We start from the raw sequence: 15,418 nt of genomic DNA, 5'->3' as shown, positions 1-15,418 counted from the left end.
ATCATGAAAAAGGACAAAGAGAGAATTGATGTATTGTTGGTCGAAACGGGACTGGCTGAATCACGGGAAAAGGCGAAACGGGCGGTCATGGCAGGCATTGTGTTTGCAGGCAATGAACGCGTTGACAAGCCGGGGACGAAAGTGGATCGGACGAGCCCGCTTGAGATAAAAGGCGAAACCTTGCGGTATGTCGGCAGAGGCGGATTGAAGTTGGAGAAGGCCCTATCGGTATTCAATCTAGACCCGAAGGACAAGACGGTATTGGACATCGGCGCATCAACGGGCGGGTTTACCGATTGCTGTTTGCAGCACGGGGCTGAACGCGTCTATGCGCTGGATGTCGGTTATAATCAATTGGCATGGAAATTACGCACGGATCTTCGCGTGATTGTCATGGAAAGAACGAATTTCCGCTATGCGGAAAAACAATGGTTCACGCAAGGATTGCCGGACTTCGCGACGATCGATGTATCTTTTATTTCGTTAAAATTAATCTTGCCGCCGCTCGCGAAGATTTTGCAGCTGAACGGAAATGTCGTTGCCCTTGTGAAACCGCAATTTGAAGCCGGCAGGGAACAAGTCGGCCGCAAAGGCATCGTCAAGGATGCCCGCGTCCATGAGATGGTCGTCAGAAACATCGTTGCTTTTGCGGAAGCGACGGGATTCGCCGTCCAGGCTTTGTCGTATTCGCCGATAACCGGCGGCGACGGCAACATCGAATTTTTATTGCATTTGCGATTGCCGCCCTCTGCAGGGGAGAATTGCATGGATGATGCGCACGTCCGACGGGTCGTCGAGCAAGCACACCGCGAATTTTCTTCGTCCTCTTCCTCTTAATGCTCATTCAATGTACCATGCGTGTACATTTTCTTTTCCATCGGCTATCATAATGAAAGAGGAAACCATAAGGGTGGTCATGATGAACAAATCGCAAAGACATATCAAAATTATGGAACTGATTGCGCAAAAGGAGATCGAAACGCAGGACGAGCTTGTCGATACGTTGCGGCGGCAAGGATACAACGTTACGCAGGCAACGGTGTCCAGGGACATTAAAGAGCTTAGTCTCGTGAAAGTGCCGATGCAAAACGGCAGATATAAATACAGTTTGCCTTCCGGGCAAAGAACGAATCCGCTTTCGCGTTTGAAACGAGTGCTCAGAGACGGGTTTGTTCGTCTCGACGAAGCTGAGCAATTGATTGTCGTGAAAACGTTGCCCGGCAACGCACATGCAATCGGGGATTTGCTTGACGATCTCGATTGGGACGGGCTGGTCGGCACGCTGTGCGGGGACGATACGATTTTGCTCATCTGCCGTTCGAAACAACACGCCCCCGAAATTTCTGAACGCTTTTTAAGCTTGTTGCAATAACGAATTATGGAGGCAAAGGGTGTGAGTGCGTTTGTTAGGAGAATTGTCGATTCGGCATTTCGGAATTATCGAATCCGTCGATCTTTCGTTCGACAAAGGAATGACGGTAATTACCGGTGAAACCGGAGCGGGAAAATCGATGATCATTGATGCGATCGGTTTGTTGATCGGCGGCCGTGGTTCGGCGGAATTTGTCAGGCACGGCGCAGAGAAGGCGGAAATTGAAGGTTTATTTTACATTGACAACGGACATCCGTGCCGCGAAGAATTGGCATCGCTCGGTTTAGAAACGGACGACGAGATGATTGTATTGCGTCGCGAAATTTCGAAGGCCGGCAAGTCGGTGTGCCGGATCAATGGAAAAATGGTTACGCTCGCTGCGCTGAAACAAACCGGCAAGAAGTTGATCGACATTCATGGACAGCACGAACACCAAGATTTGCTCCAAAGCGAACGGCATTTGTCGTTGCTCGACAACTTCGGCGGGACGAAAGTAGACGAGACGTCTGAAAAATACCGTGAACGATTCGAATCTTATGTCGAATTGCGCAAAAGATGGAAACAACTGCATGAAAATGAAAAAGAAGCGGCGCAGCGGATCGACTTGATCCGCTTTCAAGTCGAAGAGATCGACGAAGCGGCGCTCGTTCCAAATGAAGACGAACAACTGGAAGAGGAACGGGCGGTGCTTGCGAATTACGAGCGCGTTTTTGCCGCGCTGAAAAAATCGTACGAATCGTTGAATGGGGAGCAGCGGGGATTGGAATGGGTAGGAGAAGCGATGCAGTCGTTGTCCCAGATCGCCAACGTCAACGATGATTATCGGCAAATGCACGAACGGCTTGCCGATCATTATTATTTATTGGAAGAAATGACGTTTTCCATTCGTGATACGTTCGAATCGCTTGCATATGATCCGGAACGCTTGAATGAATTGGAATCGAGATTGCATGATCTTCAAAAACTTAAGAAAAAATACGGTGATTCTGTCAATGACATCTTGGCATACCGCCGCCAAGCTGCTGCCGAACTGGACCAATTAACGAACCGAGACCGGCAAGTGGAAGAAACGAAAGCGGCCTTGGCATCGATCAAAGAGCAATTGCGTGTCGACGCAAAGCGTTTAACCGAAGCCCGAAAGGAGACGGCCAACCGGTTAATCGAGGCGATCACGAACGAATTGGCTGAATTGCAAATGGCAAAAACAAGGTTTGACGTCCAATTTTCCGAACGTTCCGATTTTGCCCGCGACGGACTCGACGATGTGGAATTTCTCATTTCGACGAATCCGGGTGAACCGCTTAAGCCGCTGGCACGAGTGGCTTCCGGAGGAGAGTTGTCGCGGATCATGCTTGCGTTGAAAAGCATCTTTTCCAAAGGTGAGGGAATCACGTCGATCATCTTCGACGAAGTCGATACAGGTGTGAGCGGACGAGCCGCGCAAGCGATGGCTGAAAAGATTCACCGCCTTTCCGCTCATTCCCAAGTCTTTTGCATCACGCATTTGCCGCAAGTGGCAGCGATGGCGGACACGCATTTGTTTATTACGAAAAAGGAAAGCCGCGATCGGACGATTACATCGGTCGAATCCTTGAACACCGAACAGCAAATTGATGAAATCGGCCGGATGATTTCCGGAGCGGAAATGACGGAATTGACGAAACAACATGCAAAAGAATTACTTGATCTTGCGGGTCGGCTTAAATCGACCGTTTGAAGTGCTGCCCTATAAATGGGCAGCACTTCTCTGTTTTCCCAGTTATATTTGGGCCGGCGTAAGGCAAGATTATAAATGCAGCCAAAAAAACGGAGGTGTTGGGCTGGACGAGGAGAGTGAAGCGGATTGAAGTCAGAGCATATACGACGTTGGATAGGGTTCGTTCTCCTTGCCGTACTGCTTGGAATTTTATTTGTTAAACCCGTTCAACAATATTTCAGCCTTCCGAATCATGTAGCCGTATTGAAGAATGAGACGTTGCAATGGCTTGATTCGGAATCGTTGTTGTCATCATCCACACACGTGTCAGGTGAATCGAGCATTGCAACCGTATCAGATGGAAAAGTTAAAGGCGAAAACATCGGCACCACAAGTTTGGCATTGTCCGTCGGCGACTTTCCGATCAAAAAGACGAACGTTCACGTTCTTCCCGACTTGAAAGTCATTCCCGGCGGTCAGTCGATCGGCGTGAAGCTGAATACGGTAGGCGTGCTCGTCGTCGGGTATCATTTGGTTACCACAAAGTCGGGAGAACATTCCCCTGCAGAGAACGCCGGTATCAAAATCGGCGACATGATCACGAAGATCAACGGACATCCCATCCATGAACTCGAAGATGTGGCCCCTTTCGTGAAAGAGGCAGGAAAGAACGATGAATCGTTAACCCTTACATTGCTGCGCGGAGACAAGAAAATCAACAAGAAAGTAACTCCGTTGAAGGATCGGCATGACGATGCTTATCAAATCGGTCTTTATATTCGTGATTCAGCAGCGGGCATCGGAACTTTGACGTTTTACGATCCAAAAACTATGGTTTACGGCGCTTTGGGTCATGTCATTTCCGATATCGATACGAAAAAGCCGGTCATCGTCAATAAGGGTAAAATCGTCGGCTCCACGGTCACGTCCATTGATAAAGGAAGTCATGGAAAACCTGGAGAGAAAATCGCACATTTGACGCGCAGCGAGGAAATTCTCGGCAGTGTGCGCGAAAACAGTCCGTTCGGCATTTTCGGGAAATTAAAGCACGATCCGAATGTCGCGTTGACGCATAAACCGATTCCGATCGGTTTGTCACGAGAAGTCAAAGAGGGACCGGCAAAGATCTATACTGTCGTCGACGGCAATGAAGTCGAAGCGTTCGACATCAAGATCGTCAACTCTGTTCCGCAAAAATTTCCTTCAACAAAAGGGCTCGTGATCAAAGTCACCGATCCCGAATTGTTAAAAAAAACCGGCGGAATCGTTCAAGGCATGAGCGGAAGTCCCATTATTCAAAACGGCAAACTCATCGGTGCCGTGACTCATGTGTTCGTGAATGATCCAACAAGCGGGTACGGTGTTCACATTGAATGGATGCTCGATGAAGCCGGTTATACGACGGCAAGACGAAAGGCAAGTTAACCGCTTGTCTCTTCGTCTTTTTTCAATAGAAAATTCGACAAAAAATTATAAAATTCGATTTGTCAACTGACGCATCACGTCGAAATACAGAGTAAAATGAAGAAACGATCAGAAAATAAGAAAAATGACCTAATTTTTCATTTTAGAAAAGGAATTATCGGGTAATTGTCGAAAATATAACGTGGAGCACAAAAAATGAGGAGGAACCTTTGTGGAGAAAATTAAAGTATGTTTGGTCGACGACAATCAAGAACTGGTGAGCATTGTGGATGATTTCCTTTCGAAACAGAATGACATGGAGGTTGTGGCGAAAGCTTACAACGGGCAAGAATGTTTGAATAAGATGGAGGAAACAAATCCCGACGTTCTTGTTTTAGATATAATCATGCCTCATCTTGACGGGCTCGGCGTGCTTGAAAGGTTGCGGGATCATCCGGATATGCCGCAGCCGAAAGTTATCATGTTGACGGCGTTCGGACAAGAAGACGTCACGAAAAAAGCGGTCAGTCTCGGCGTATCGTATTTCATACTCAAACCGTTCGACATGGAGAATTTGGCCAGCAACATCCGCCAAGTGAGCGGAAAACCGAAACCTGCCGTACATAGAACCTCCAGCATCACGTCGGTCGGCGGCGACAAACCGCTCGATCTAAACGCAAGCATCACAAGCATCATTCATGAGATCGGCGTGCCGGCGCACATTAAAGGCTACATGTATTTGCGGGAAGCGATTTCGATGGTGTATAACGACATCGAACTGCTCGGATCGATCACGAAAGTGTTGTACCCTGATATCGCGAAAAAATACAAAACGACCTCGAGCCGGGTCGAGAGAGCCATTCGCCACGCCATCGAAGTGGCTTGGAGCAGAGGGAACTACGATTCGATTTCCTCCTTGTTTGGCTACACGATTTCAATGTCGAAAGCGAAGCCGACGAACAGCGAGTTCATCGCAATGGTAGCCGACAAGCTGAGAATCGAACATAAAGCGGGATAATGTAAAAAGGACGGCGCTCAGCCGTCCTTTTTGCGGTTTTGGCGTTTCTTTTTCTCCCGAAACATTAAAAATCCTCCAATAAAGCTCATTCCAAAGAGAAAAGCTGCGCTGCCGCACAAGAATTGCACCCATAAATAAGGAAAAATCGCCGATAATTCGTTGAAAAACGTATCGCGCATCCACTTGATGCCGTAACCGGCCAAAAGGCCCGGTATGATTAAGATCAGCCAGGCAATGAGACGCATCGCACACCACTCCTTCGACATGTCAACAGCCTTTATTTTATCATAAGCCTACATGCGGCCGCCGATAAATGGTTGCCTTCGTTCAAGGAAAACAGGTAAAATATAACCATGAAAGATTTTGCATTCGCGAAGATCGTTTTGAACGAGCGGGAGTGGGCGGCATGAAGAATGTGATGATCATCGGCGCTGGCAAACAAGGAACGGCGTTTTTAAACATGTTCCTGGAAAGCGAGAAAGTCGACGTCACTGCCGTTATCGATGGCGATGAATGTTCGTCTGGGACTGCACTGGCACGGAAACACGGAATTCCCGTATATGAACACTGGAAGGATGTGCTGCTGTCAAACGCGGATGTCATCATTGAAACGACCGGGGACGAATCCGTTTATCGTGCTGTTGCCCGCCGGTTTGAAAAAACGACGGTGATTCCGGCGTTCATCGTTTCGAGCGTTTCTGAATTGGTTGAAGAAAAAGAAAACCTCATTCGGCGGCTGAAAGACCAATCGTATTTGCAAGAGGTTATTTTAAATTCAACGAAAGATGCCATGATTGCAGTCGATGCAGATGAACGGATTTCGCTGTTCAACAAAAGCGCCGAGAGAATGACGAGTTTGTCTCGAGATAAGGTGATCGGCCAACGAATTTCCGAAGTGATGCCGTCAACGAATTTGCCGCGAGTGCTGAAGTCGGGGAAGTCGGAATTCCATCAAGAGCAAATGCTTGAGAACGGCAGAAAAATCATCACGACGCGGATTGCGATGACGGATGAACGCGGACGTACCGTCGGTGCATTAGCCGCGTTCAACGACATTACCGAAATCGTCGAAATGGCAGAAGAAGTCACGAATTTGAAAAGCATCCGCACGATGTTGGAAGCGATCATTCAGTCTTCGGAAGAAGCGATTTCCGTCGTTGACGAAAACGGATTAGGAATGATGATTAATCCGGCTTATACGCGAATGACCGGACTAAATAGCGAAGATGTCGTAGGAAAGCCGGCAACGGAAGACATCTCCGAAGGCGAAAGCATGCACATGCAAGTATTGAAAACGAAACGACCGGTCCGCGGTGTACATATGAAAGTCGGGCCGAGAGGCAGGAACGTGGTCGTCAACGTAGCCCCGGTGATCGTGGACGGTGAAATCAAAGGAAGCGTCGGCATTTTGCATGACGTATCGGAAATTCAGCGATTGACGGACGAATTGAACCGCGCGAAACAAATCATTCGAACACTCGAGGCGAAGTATACGTTCGACGATATCATCTGTGCCTCGTCCACACGGATGCAACAGGTGGTCGAACAGGCAAAAGCTGCCGCGTCGACTCCTGTGACGATTTTGCTTCGTGGAGAGTCCGGTACAGGGAAAGAATTGTTTGCGCATGCGATTCATAATGCGAGCGATCGAAAAAACGGCAAATTTGTCCGGGTCAACTGTGCCGCCTTGTCCGAGTCGTTGTTGGAGAGCGAATTATTCGGCTACGAAGAAGGTGCGTTTTCCGGCGCTCGCAAAGGCGGAAAAACCGGGTTGTTCGAAGAAGCGAACGGCGGCAGTATTTTTTTGGATGAAATCGGCGAGCTGTCCCCGGCCATTCAAGCAAAATTGTTGCGGGTTTTGCAGGAAAACGAAATTGTCCGCGTCGGAGGAACGAAACCAGTCTCCATTGACTCGCGCGTGATCGCGGCGACAAATGTTGAATTGGACAAGCGCCTGAAGGCCGGCACGTTTCGTAAAGATTTATTTTACCGATTGAACCGCATGCCGATACAAATCCCGCCTTTGCGAGAAAGAAAAGAAGATCTTAAATGGTTATGCCGGCATTTGCTTCACAAATTGAACCAAGAGTTCGGTCGGAATGTGGAAGGGTTGACCGAACCCGCCTTGGACTACTTGCATCGTTACGATTGGCCGGGAAACGTCAGGGAACTCGAAAACGTGCTCGGACGCGCAATGATTCACATGGGTTTTCATGCCAGGCTGTTGGATCGCGAGGACATCCCTTTGCTTGGAACGTCCGATTACGGAAGGCGGCGCCCGCCAATCGAGGAAAGAGAAGGTCAACAATCCTTGTCGCAGCTCATGTCCTCTTTTGAAAAAAGAATCATTTCTGAAACGCTGCATCAACAAAACCACAATAAAACGAAAACGGCGCAAGCATTAAAAATATCCGTAAGAAACCTGTATTACAAGATGGAGAAGTACGGGATTGAATAATTTAGCATGCAAAAAATATCATACCCTGCAACATATTTCATGTTTCTTTCGGGCAAACGAGTTTATTTTTCAAGCTTTGCACGTTCGCTGCGTTTGGCACGAAAATTGCATGAGTTTCTATGGCGGGAGGGTGGAGAGGCGGTTATTTTTATAAAAAAGTTCTCGTCCCCTTTGATTACGACTGTCTCTCTCGTTCAGCTGTGAGTTTTGATTTTAATTAAGGAGGTCTTCATAGATGGAACTATTTTCTTATATGGAACGTTATGACTACGAACAACTCGTGTTTTGCCAGGATCAAGATTCGGGATTGAAAGCGATCATCGCCATCCATGACACGACTTTGGGACCGGCGCTCGGCGGGACGAGAATGTGGAAATACGATTCGGAAGAGGCAGCCATTGAAGACGCTTTGCGGTTGGCCAAAGGCATGACGTATAAAAATGCCGCGGCTGGGTTGAATCTCGGCGGTGGAAAAACGGTCATCATTGGTGATCCGCGGAAAGACAAAAATGAAGCAATGTTTCGCGCGTTTGGACGGTACATTCAAAGTTTAAACGGCCGATACATTACGGCAGAAGACGTTGGAACGACGGTAGAAGACATGGATACGATTCATGAAGAGACGAATTTTGTCACGGGAATTTCGGCGGCTTTCGGTTCTTCAGGAAATCCTTCCCCGGTAACGGCTTACGGGGTTTACCGCGGCATGAAAGCTGCGGCGTATGAAGCATTCGGAACGGATTCGTTGAGCGGCAAGACCGTTGCCGTACAGGGCGTTGGTCATGTTGCCTATGAATTGTGCAATCATTTGCACGAAGAAGGTGCGAATTTGATTGTAACTGACATTAACAAAGCGGCGGTTGACCGCGCGGTGAACGATTTCGATGCGAAAGCCGTCGATCCCGATGAAATTTACGGAGTCCAATGCGACATTTTCGCTCCATGCGCGCTCGGAGCGATCATCAATGACGAAACGATCACGCAATTGAAAGCAAAAGTGGTTGCAGGTTCAGCGAATAATCAGCTGAAAGACGAATCTCACGGGGAACAGCTGCATGAAATGGGCGTGGCCTATGCCCCCGATTACGTCATAAATGCCGGCGGAGTCATTAATGTCGCCGACGAATTGCACGGTTACAATCGCGAGCGAGCCATGAAAAAGGTCGAAGCGATTTATGATAACGTCGCACGTGTTTTTGAAATTTCAAAAAGGGACGGCATTCCTACTTATGCAGCGGCAGACAGGCTTGCCGAAGAAAGAATCGCGCGCATGAAAAACTCGCGCTCGCAGTTTTTATTAAATGGTCATCACATATTAAGCAGACGCGGTTGATCGCCGCATATCGAAGGAGGGTTTCGCCATGGCAAAAGAATATGATCTCGTCGTGCTCGGCGGCGGTACAGGCGGTTACGTCGCAGCGATTCGCGCTTCACAGCTCGGATTGAAAACGGCGATTGTGGAAAAGGACCGGCTCGGAGGCACGTGTTTGCATCGCGGCTGCATTCCGAGCAAAGCATTGCTTCGCAGCGCGGAAGTGTATGCGACGGCGAAAAATGCCGAGTCATTCGGGATAAATGTAAAAGAAATCACGCTTGATTACGAAAAAGCGCATGAGCGGAAAAAGAAAATCATTGATCAGCTCCATAACGGCGTGCGCGGTTTGCTGCGTAAAGGAAAAATCGATGTTTATGAAGGCACGGGCCGCATTCTCGGTCCTTCCATCTTTTCTCCGATGCCGGGAACGATATCGGTTGAGATGAACAACGGCGAGGAAAATGAAATGCTCGTACCGAAAAATGTTATTGTTGCTACCGGTTCGCGTCCGCGTTCATTGCCTGGGCTTGAAATCGACGGAGAACGGGTTTTAACATCGGACGAAGCTGTGAACTTAGATCGCCTGCCCGAGTCGATCATCATCGTTGGAGGAGGCGTCATCGGAATCGAATGGGCATCGATGTTTGCCGACTTTGGTGTGAGCGTAACGATTCTTGAATATGCCGACCGCATCTTGCCTTTGGAAGACGAAGACATTTCAAGTGAAATGACGAAATTGATGCGGCAAAAAGGCGTGAACATCGTTACGGAAGCAAAAGTACTTGCCGATACGCTGAAGATTGGTGACGATGTGAAGATTGAGGCGGAACGCGGTGGAAAGAATGAAACGTTTGCCGCTGATAAAATGCTCGTTTCCGTTGGGAGAGCGCCGAATATTGAAGGAATCGGTCTCGAAAACAGTTCCGTTAAGACTGAAAGCGGTTTCATTCAAACGAATGACTATTATCAGACGGCCGAATCACACATTTATGCGATTGGAGATGTCGTCGGAGGGTTGCAATTGGCTCATGCGGCTTCACACGAAGGCATCGTGGCCGTGGAGCACATGTGCGACCAAAATCCTCAACCGATTGACGAGACGCTCGTCCCTCGCTGTGTTTATTCCCGTCCGGAAACCGCCAGTGTCGGATTGACAGAAAAGCAAGCGCTCGATCAAGGATACGACGTCAAAATCGGCAAATTTCCGTTCGCGGCAATCGGAAAAGCGTTGATATACGGGGAATCCGACGGATTCGTGAAATTGGTTTCCAATAAAAAGAACGATGATCTGCTCGGCGTTCACATGGTCGGTCCCCATGTCACCGACATGATTTCCGAAGCTGCGTTGGCGCGCGTGTTGGATGCCGCGTCGTGGGAAGTGGCGGAAACGATACATCCTCATCCGTCGCTCGCGGAAATCATTGGCGAAGCCGCACTCGCCGTTGATGGAAAAGCGATTCATTATTAAACATTCAGTGACAGGAAGAAGGAGGTCTATCGATTATGGCACTACGGCATGAACAGCTTGGATTGACGAACGAACAAGTATTGGAAATGTACGAACAAATGTTATTGGCGCGAAAGATCGACGAACGGATGTGGTTGTTGAACCGTTCGGGAAAAATTCCGTTCGTCATTTCCTGTCAAGGCCAAGAAGGCGCCCAGATAGGTGCAGCGATGGCGCTTGACCGCGGGAAGGATTACATTGCCCCCTATTATCGCGACCTTGGAATGGTACTCATGTTTGGAATGACGGCGAAGGACATCATGCTCTCCGGTTTTGCCAAAGCCGAAGATCCGAATTCAGGCGGTCGACAAATGCCGGGACATTTCGGGCAAAAGAAAAATCGGATTTTAACCCAGTCCTCTCCGGTGGCAACGCAAATTCCTCATGCCGTCGGCGTTGCGTTGGCGGCGAAAATGGACGGAAAGGCGATCGTTAGTTTGACAACATTCGGAGAAGGTTCTTCAAATCAGGGAGATTTTCACGAAGCAGCGAATTTTGCCGGGGTTCATAAGCTTCCCGTCATTTTCATGTGTGAGAACAACAAGTACGCGATCTCAGTTCCCATTCATAAGCAACTCGCCTGTGCGAAAGTTTCCGACCGCGCGATTGGTTACGGCATGCCGGGCGAAACGATCGACGGCAACGATCCTTTGGCGGTTTACGAAGCTGTGAAAAAGGCGGCGGACCGGGCGCGAAACGGTGAAGGACCGACCTTGATCGAAACGGTTTCGTATCGCTTAACTCCTCACTCGAGCGACGATGACGATATGACTTACCGCGAAAAAGCGGAAGTGGAAGAAGCGAAGAACAAAGATGCTTTGCGGATATTTTCCGCTTATTTACGGGAAAACGGCGTCATGGATGAAGCAAAAGAAAAAGCCATCGTCGAAACCATCGATCGTCTCGTTGACGAGGCGACGGATTATGCGGAAAACGCGGCTTTTGCAGAGGCGGAATCTGCGATGCACTACGTGTATGCGGAAAAGTAAAACAGTTGTAGATGGAGGGGAAAACGATGCCTGTCATTTCATATATTGATGCGATTACACAAGCGTTAAGAGAAGAAATGGAACGAGATGAAAATATTTTCGTGTTCGGCGAAGATGTCGGCGTTCGCGGAGGCGTATTTCGTGCCACAAGCGGTTTGATTGAACAATTCGGCGAGGAGCGGGTCATCGATTCGCCGCTTTCGGAATCGGCGATCGTCGGCGTAAGCATCGGTGCTGCGATGTACGGCAAACGGCCGGTCGCAGAGATTCAATTTGCTGATTTTATCATGCCTGCGGTGAATCAAATCATCTCCGAAGCCGCGAAAATTCGATATCGTTCTAACAACGATTGGCACTGCCCGCTGACCATACGTGCCCCCTACGGCGGAGGTGTGCATGGAGCGTTGTATCACTCACAGTCGGTGGAAGCGATCTTCGCGAACACTCCGGGGTTGAAAATTGTCATGCCATCCACTCCTTATGATGCAAAAGGATTGCTGAAAGCGGCGATTCGTGATGACGATCCGGTGTTGTTTTTCGAACATAAACGGGGGTATCGGCTGTTAAAAAGCGAAGTGCCCGAAGACGATTACGTTTTGGAAATCGGCAAAGCCGATGTAAAGCGGGAAGGGAACGATATCACCGTTATTACGTACGGGCTTTGTACGCATTTGGCGATGCAAGCGGCCGAGAAGCTCGAAGCCGATGGTATATCGGCGCATGTTCTCGACTTGCGCACAATCTATCCGCTCGATAAAGAAGCGATCATCGAAGCGGCTTCCAAAACCGGCAAAGTGCTTTTGATTACTGAAGACAATAAAGAAGGCAGCGTGATCGGGGAAGTGGCTGCGATCATATCCGAGCATTGTTTGTTCGATTTGGACGCACCGATCCACCGATTGGCGGGGCCCGACATCCCGGCAATGCCTTTTGCGTCGCCGATGGAGAAGTTCTTTATGGTCAACGGCGAAAAAGTCGAGACGGCGATGCGTGATTTAGCGGAATTTTAAGCGATTCTCGGACATATGTGCAGGAGGGATACAATGGCTACGGAAAAAATAAACATGCCCCAGCTCGGAGAAAGCGTGACAGAGGGGACGATCAGCAAATGGCTCGTCAAAGAAGGCGATTCCGTAAAAAAATACGATCCAATCGCCGAAGTGATGACGGACAAAGTCAACGCCGAAATCCCGTCGTCTTTTACGGGAACGATCAAAGAGCTCGTTGCCGGTGAAGGCGAAACGCTCGAAGTCGGCGAACTTGTCGCTTATATTGAAGTTGAAGGTGCCGCAACTCCGGCTGAAGACGTGCCGCAATCGACGCAGGTAAGGGAGAAGCCGTCAGAGACTGGCGGGAGTGAAAGTACAGGCGGCGACGAATCGATGAAAAAACGTTATTCGCCGGCAGTGCTTCGTCTTGCGCAAGAGAACGGCATTGATCTCGAACAAGTCGAGGGCACGGGACGCGGCGGAAGGATCACGCGAAAAGACGTTGAAAAATGGCTCGAATCGGGCGGCGCTGCGAAATCGGAAGAACGTGTGAAACAGCAAGTAACGTCGGAAAGACAAGCGCCGGTATCCGCTTCCCAAGGCGACGTCGAGATTCCAGTGTCCGGCGTCCGAAAAGCGATTGCGGCAAATATGGTGAAATCCAAGCACGAAGCGCCGCACGCGTGGATGATGGTTGAGGTCGACGTTACGGACCTCGTTCAGCTTCGAAATCGCGTGAAAGGCGAGTTTAAGCAGAAGGAAGGCTATAGTTTGACGTTTCTGCCGTTTTTCATCAAAGCGGTCGTCGAAGCACTGCAGGAATTCCCGCAAATGAATGCGATGTGGGCGGGAGACAAAATTATTCGCAAGAAAGCGATCAACATCTCTGTTGCGGTTGCGACGGACGACGCGCTTTATGTCCCGGTCATTCATGACGCGGATGAAAAAAGCATTAAAGGGCTCGCGAAAAGTGTGCATGACCTGTCCGGAAAAGTGCGCGGCGGACGTCTCGGTTCGGCCGATATGGAAGGCGGCACGTTTACGGTGAACAATACCGGCTCGTTCGGATCGGTGTTGTCGACTCCAATCATCAATCATCCGCAAGCGGCCATTTTGTCGGTCGAAGCGATTGTGAAACGACCAGTGATTAAGGATGGAATGATCGCCATCCGTGACATTGTCAATCTTTGCTTGTCTTTGGATCATCGCGTGCTGGACGGTCTCGTTTGCGGCCGATTCCTTGCAAGCGTGAAAGAAAAGTTGGAAACGATGAATGAGGACACTACGTCCATTTATTAATTCAACAGCCACTGTCTAATTGAGGCAGTGGTTTTTCATGAAAGGATGAGTGACATGGCAAACGTAGAAGGCAAAGTCGTTATATTGACAGGCGCTTCGAGCGGAATTGGGGAAGGAACAGCCCGGGAGCTTGCCGCACACGGCGCGAAGCTCGTATTGGCGGCGAGAAGGAAAAGCCGGTTAGAGCAATTGCAACGCGAAATCGAGGCTTCCGGAGGTGTCGCAAGCTTTCGCGTGACCGATGTGACTTCAAAAGAAGAAATGTTCGAGCTTGCCGAATTCGCTTTAGACACGTATGGAAAGATCGACGTCATGATTAACAATGCCGGATTAATGCCGCTTTCGTTCATGAACAAACGGAAAGTGGATGAATGGGATCGGATGGTCGACGTCAATATCAAAGGGGTGTTGTACGGCATAGCTGCGGTTTTGCCGCACATGCAGGAGAGAAAGCAAGGACATATCATCAACGTGTCGTCTGTCGCAGGCCATGAAGTCGGTCTTGGAGGAGCCGTTTACAGCGGAACGAAGTTTGCAGTCAGAGCAATTACGGAAGGTTTGCGCCAAGAAGAGTCGCCGCGCAGCCGCATTCGCACGACGATTATTTCTCCTGGCGCCGTAGCAACGGAATTGACAGATACAATTACCGACGAAGATGTGAAACGAATGTTCGCGAAAAAAGGACTTGAGCCGATTCGCTCGGAAGACATCGGCCGGGCAATTCGGTATGCCATCGAACAGCCGGATTCCGTATCGGTCAATGAAATCATCGTGCGTCCGACCTCGCAGAGATAAGCAAATCCCGCTGCTGATGGCGGCGGTTTTTTTTCAAAAAAAAGAGAGATGAGCCAGCTCATCTCCAAAAAAGGGGGTTAAGGGGTATAGAGGTGTTGGTTACATAAACCATATTACCCGTCTCACTGATTGTTAAACCTTTTTTTAAAAAATATTTTTTGGATGGAGGCACCACTTTGGAATCGCATATGCATGAGGCTTTTTCCGATGAAATCTTGGCGGCGTTGGCCGGGCGTTATAGAGTGAAGATCGAAGACTTGCAATCATTGGGAGGATTTGAAAATTTCGTTTACACATTCGGGGACGGCGACCATTCACGCGTCTTGCGAATCAGCCACGGCGGGCATCGGTCGGCCGATCAACTGCAAGCAGAGGTCGATTGGGTCGTCGACTTGTTTAAGAACGACATCCCTGTTTCGCAACCGCTGCCTTCCTTGAATGATCGACTGGTTGAATCGCTCCGGACGACAGCGGGCGAATTCCATGCGGTTTGTTTTGCGAAAGCGGCCGGCGGTCCGGCTAAACCGGAAGACTGGAATGATCAATTGTTCCATACCCTTGGAAAGATCATGGGGA

General features: G+C 49.3%; 14 protein-coding genes. 13 read left to right on the top strand and 1 reads right to left on the bottom strand.

The window, feature by feature from the left end:
- Nucleotides 1-3: 3 nt before the first annotated feature.
- The 5 genes from VFK44_03790 to spo0A all read left to right on the top strand — a co-directional run bounded on the left by VFK44_03790 (nt 4) and on the right by spo0A (nt 5,490).
- Nucleotides 4-837, top strand: a complete 834-nt coding sequence (locus VFK44_03790) for a TlyA family RNA methyltransferase (protein HET7627492.1) — start codon at nt 4-6, stop codon at nt 835-837.
- Nucleotides 838-919: 82 nt separating this feature from the next.
- On the top strand, nt 920-1,372 hold the full coding sequence (argR, locus tag VFK44_03785; GenBank protein ID HET7627491.1) for a transcriptional regulator ArgR: 453 nt from the start codon (nt 920-922) through the stop codon (nt 1,370-1,372).
- A 31-nt stretch (nt 1,373-1,403) separates the two neighbouring features.
- Entirely contained in the window at nt 1,404-3,089 is a 1,686-nt protein-coding gene (gene recN / locus VFK44_03780) for a DNA repair protein RecN (GenBank protein ID HET7627490.1), read from the top strand.
- Nucleotides 3,090-3,215: 126 nt separating this feature from the next.
- Complete coding sequence (gene spoIVB / locus VFK44_03775; GenBank protein ID HET7627489.1) at nt 3,216-4,493, top strand: SpoIVB peptidase; 1,278 nt, start codon at nt 3,216-3,218, stop codon at nt 4,491-4,493.
- 211 nt (nt 4,494-4,704) lie between these two features.
- Nucleotides 4,705-5,490: a sporulation transcription factor Spo0A gene (gene spo0A / locus VFK44_03770; GenBank protein ID HET7627488.1), complete on the top strand. Its 786-nt coding sequence runs from the start codon at nt 4,705-4,707 to the stop codon at nt 5,488-5,490.
- Nucleotides 5,491-5,507: 17 nt separating this feature from the next.
- On the opposite strand, the gene VFK44_03765 is transcribed toward spo0A, so the two are convergent.
- On the bottom strand, nt 5,508-5,735 hold the full coding sequence (locus tag VFK44_03765) for a DUF2627 domain-containing protein (protein ID HET7627487.1): 228 nt from the start codon (nt 5,733-5,735) through the stop codon (nt 5,508-5,510).
- A 161-nt stretch (nt 5,736-5,896) separates the two neighbouring features.
- Between VFK44_03765 and VFK44_03760 the strand changes: the two genes are divergently transcribed.
- From VFK44_03760 to VFK44_03725, 8 genes are all read left to right on the top strand, one after another.
- Entirely contained in the window at nt 5,897-7,948 is a 2,052-nt protein-coding gene (locus tag VFK44_03760) for a sigma 54-interacting transcriptional regulator (GenBank protein ID HET7627486.1), read from the top strand.
- 235 nt (nt 7,949-8,183) lie between these two features.
- Complete coding sequence (gene bcd / locus VFK44_03755; GenBank protein HET7627485.1) at nt 8,184-9,281, top strand: branched-chain amino acid dehydrogenase; 1,098 nt, start codon at nt 8,184-8,186, stop codon at nt 9,279-9,281.
- Between the two features lie 28 nt (nt 9,282-9,309).
- A complete protein-coding gene (gene lpdA / locus VFK44_03750; GenBank protein HET7627484.1) occupies nt 9,310-10,731 on the top strand; it encodes a dihydrolipoyl dehydrogenase in 1,422 nt (473 codons plus the stop codon).
- A 35-nt stretch (nt 10,732-10,766) separates the two neighbouring features.
- The gene (locus tag VFK44_03745; GenBank protein ID HET7627483.1) at nt 10,767-11,759 is read left to right on the top strand and encodes a thiamine pyrophosphate-dependent dehydrogenase E1 component subunit alpha; all 993 of its coding nucleotides are present in this window, start codon (nt 10,767-10,769) and stop codon (nt 11,757-11,759) included.
- Nucleotides 11,760-11,785: 26 nt separating this feature from the next.
- On the top strand, nt 11,786-12,769 hold the full coding sequence (locus VFK44_03740) for an alpha-ketoacid dehydrogenase subunit beta (protein HET7627482.1): 984 nt from the start codon (nt 11,786-11,788) through the stop codon (nt 12,767-12,769).
- A gap of 33 nt (nt 12,770-12,802) precedes the next feature.
- Nucleotides 12,803-14,047 carry a dihydrolipoamide acetyltransferase family protein gene (locus VFK44_03735; protein HET7627481.1) on the top strand — a complete coding sequence of 415 codons (1,245 nt, stop codon included), beginning with the start codon at nt 12,803-12,805 and terminating at the stop codon, nt 14,045-14,047.
- 54 nt (nt 14,048-14,101) lie between these two features.
- The gene (locus tag VFK44_03730; protein HET7627480.1) at nt 14,102-14,842 is read left to right on the top strand and encodes an SDR family oxidoreductase; all 741 of its coding nucleotides are present in this window, start codon (nt 14,102-14,104) and stop codon (nt 14,840-14,842) included.
- Between the two features lie 176 nt (nt 14,843-15,018).
- Nucleotides 15,019-15,418, top strand: a 400-nt coding sequence (locus VFK44_03725) for a hypothetical protein (GenBank protein ID HET7627479.1), incomplete at its 3' end; no start/stop codon positions are given.

Source organism: Bacillales bacterium, assembly GCA_035700025.1.
Classification (GTDB): domain Bacteria; phylum Bacillota; class Bacilli; order Bacillales; family DASSOY01; genus DASSOY01.
This window is presented reverse-complemented; position numbering and strand designations above follow the sequence as displayed.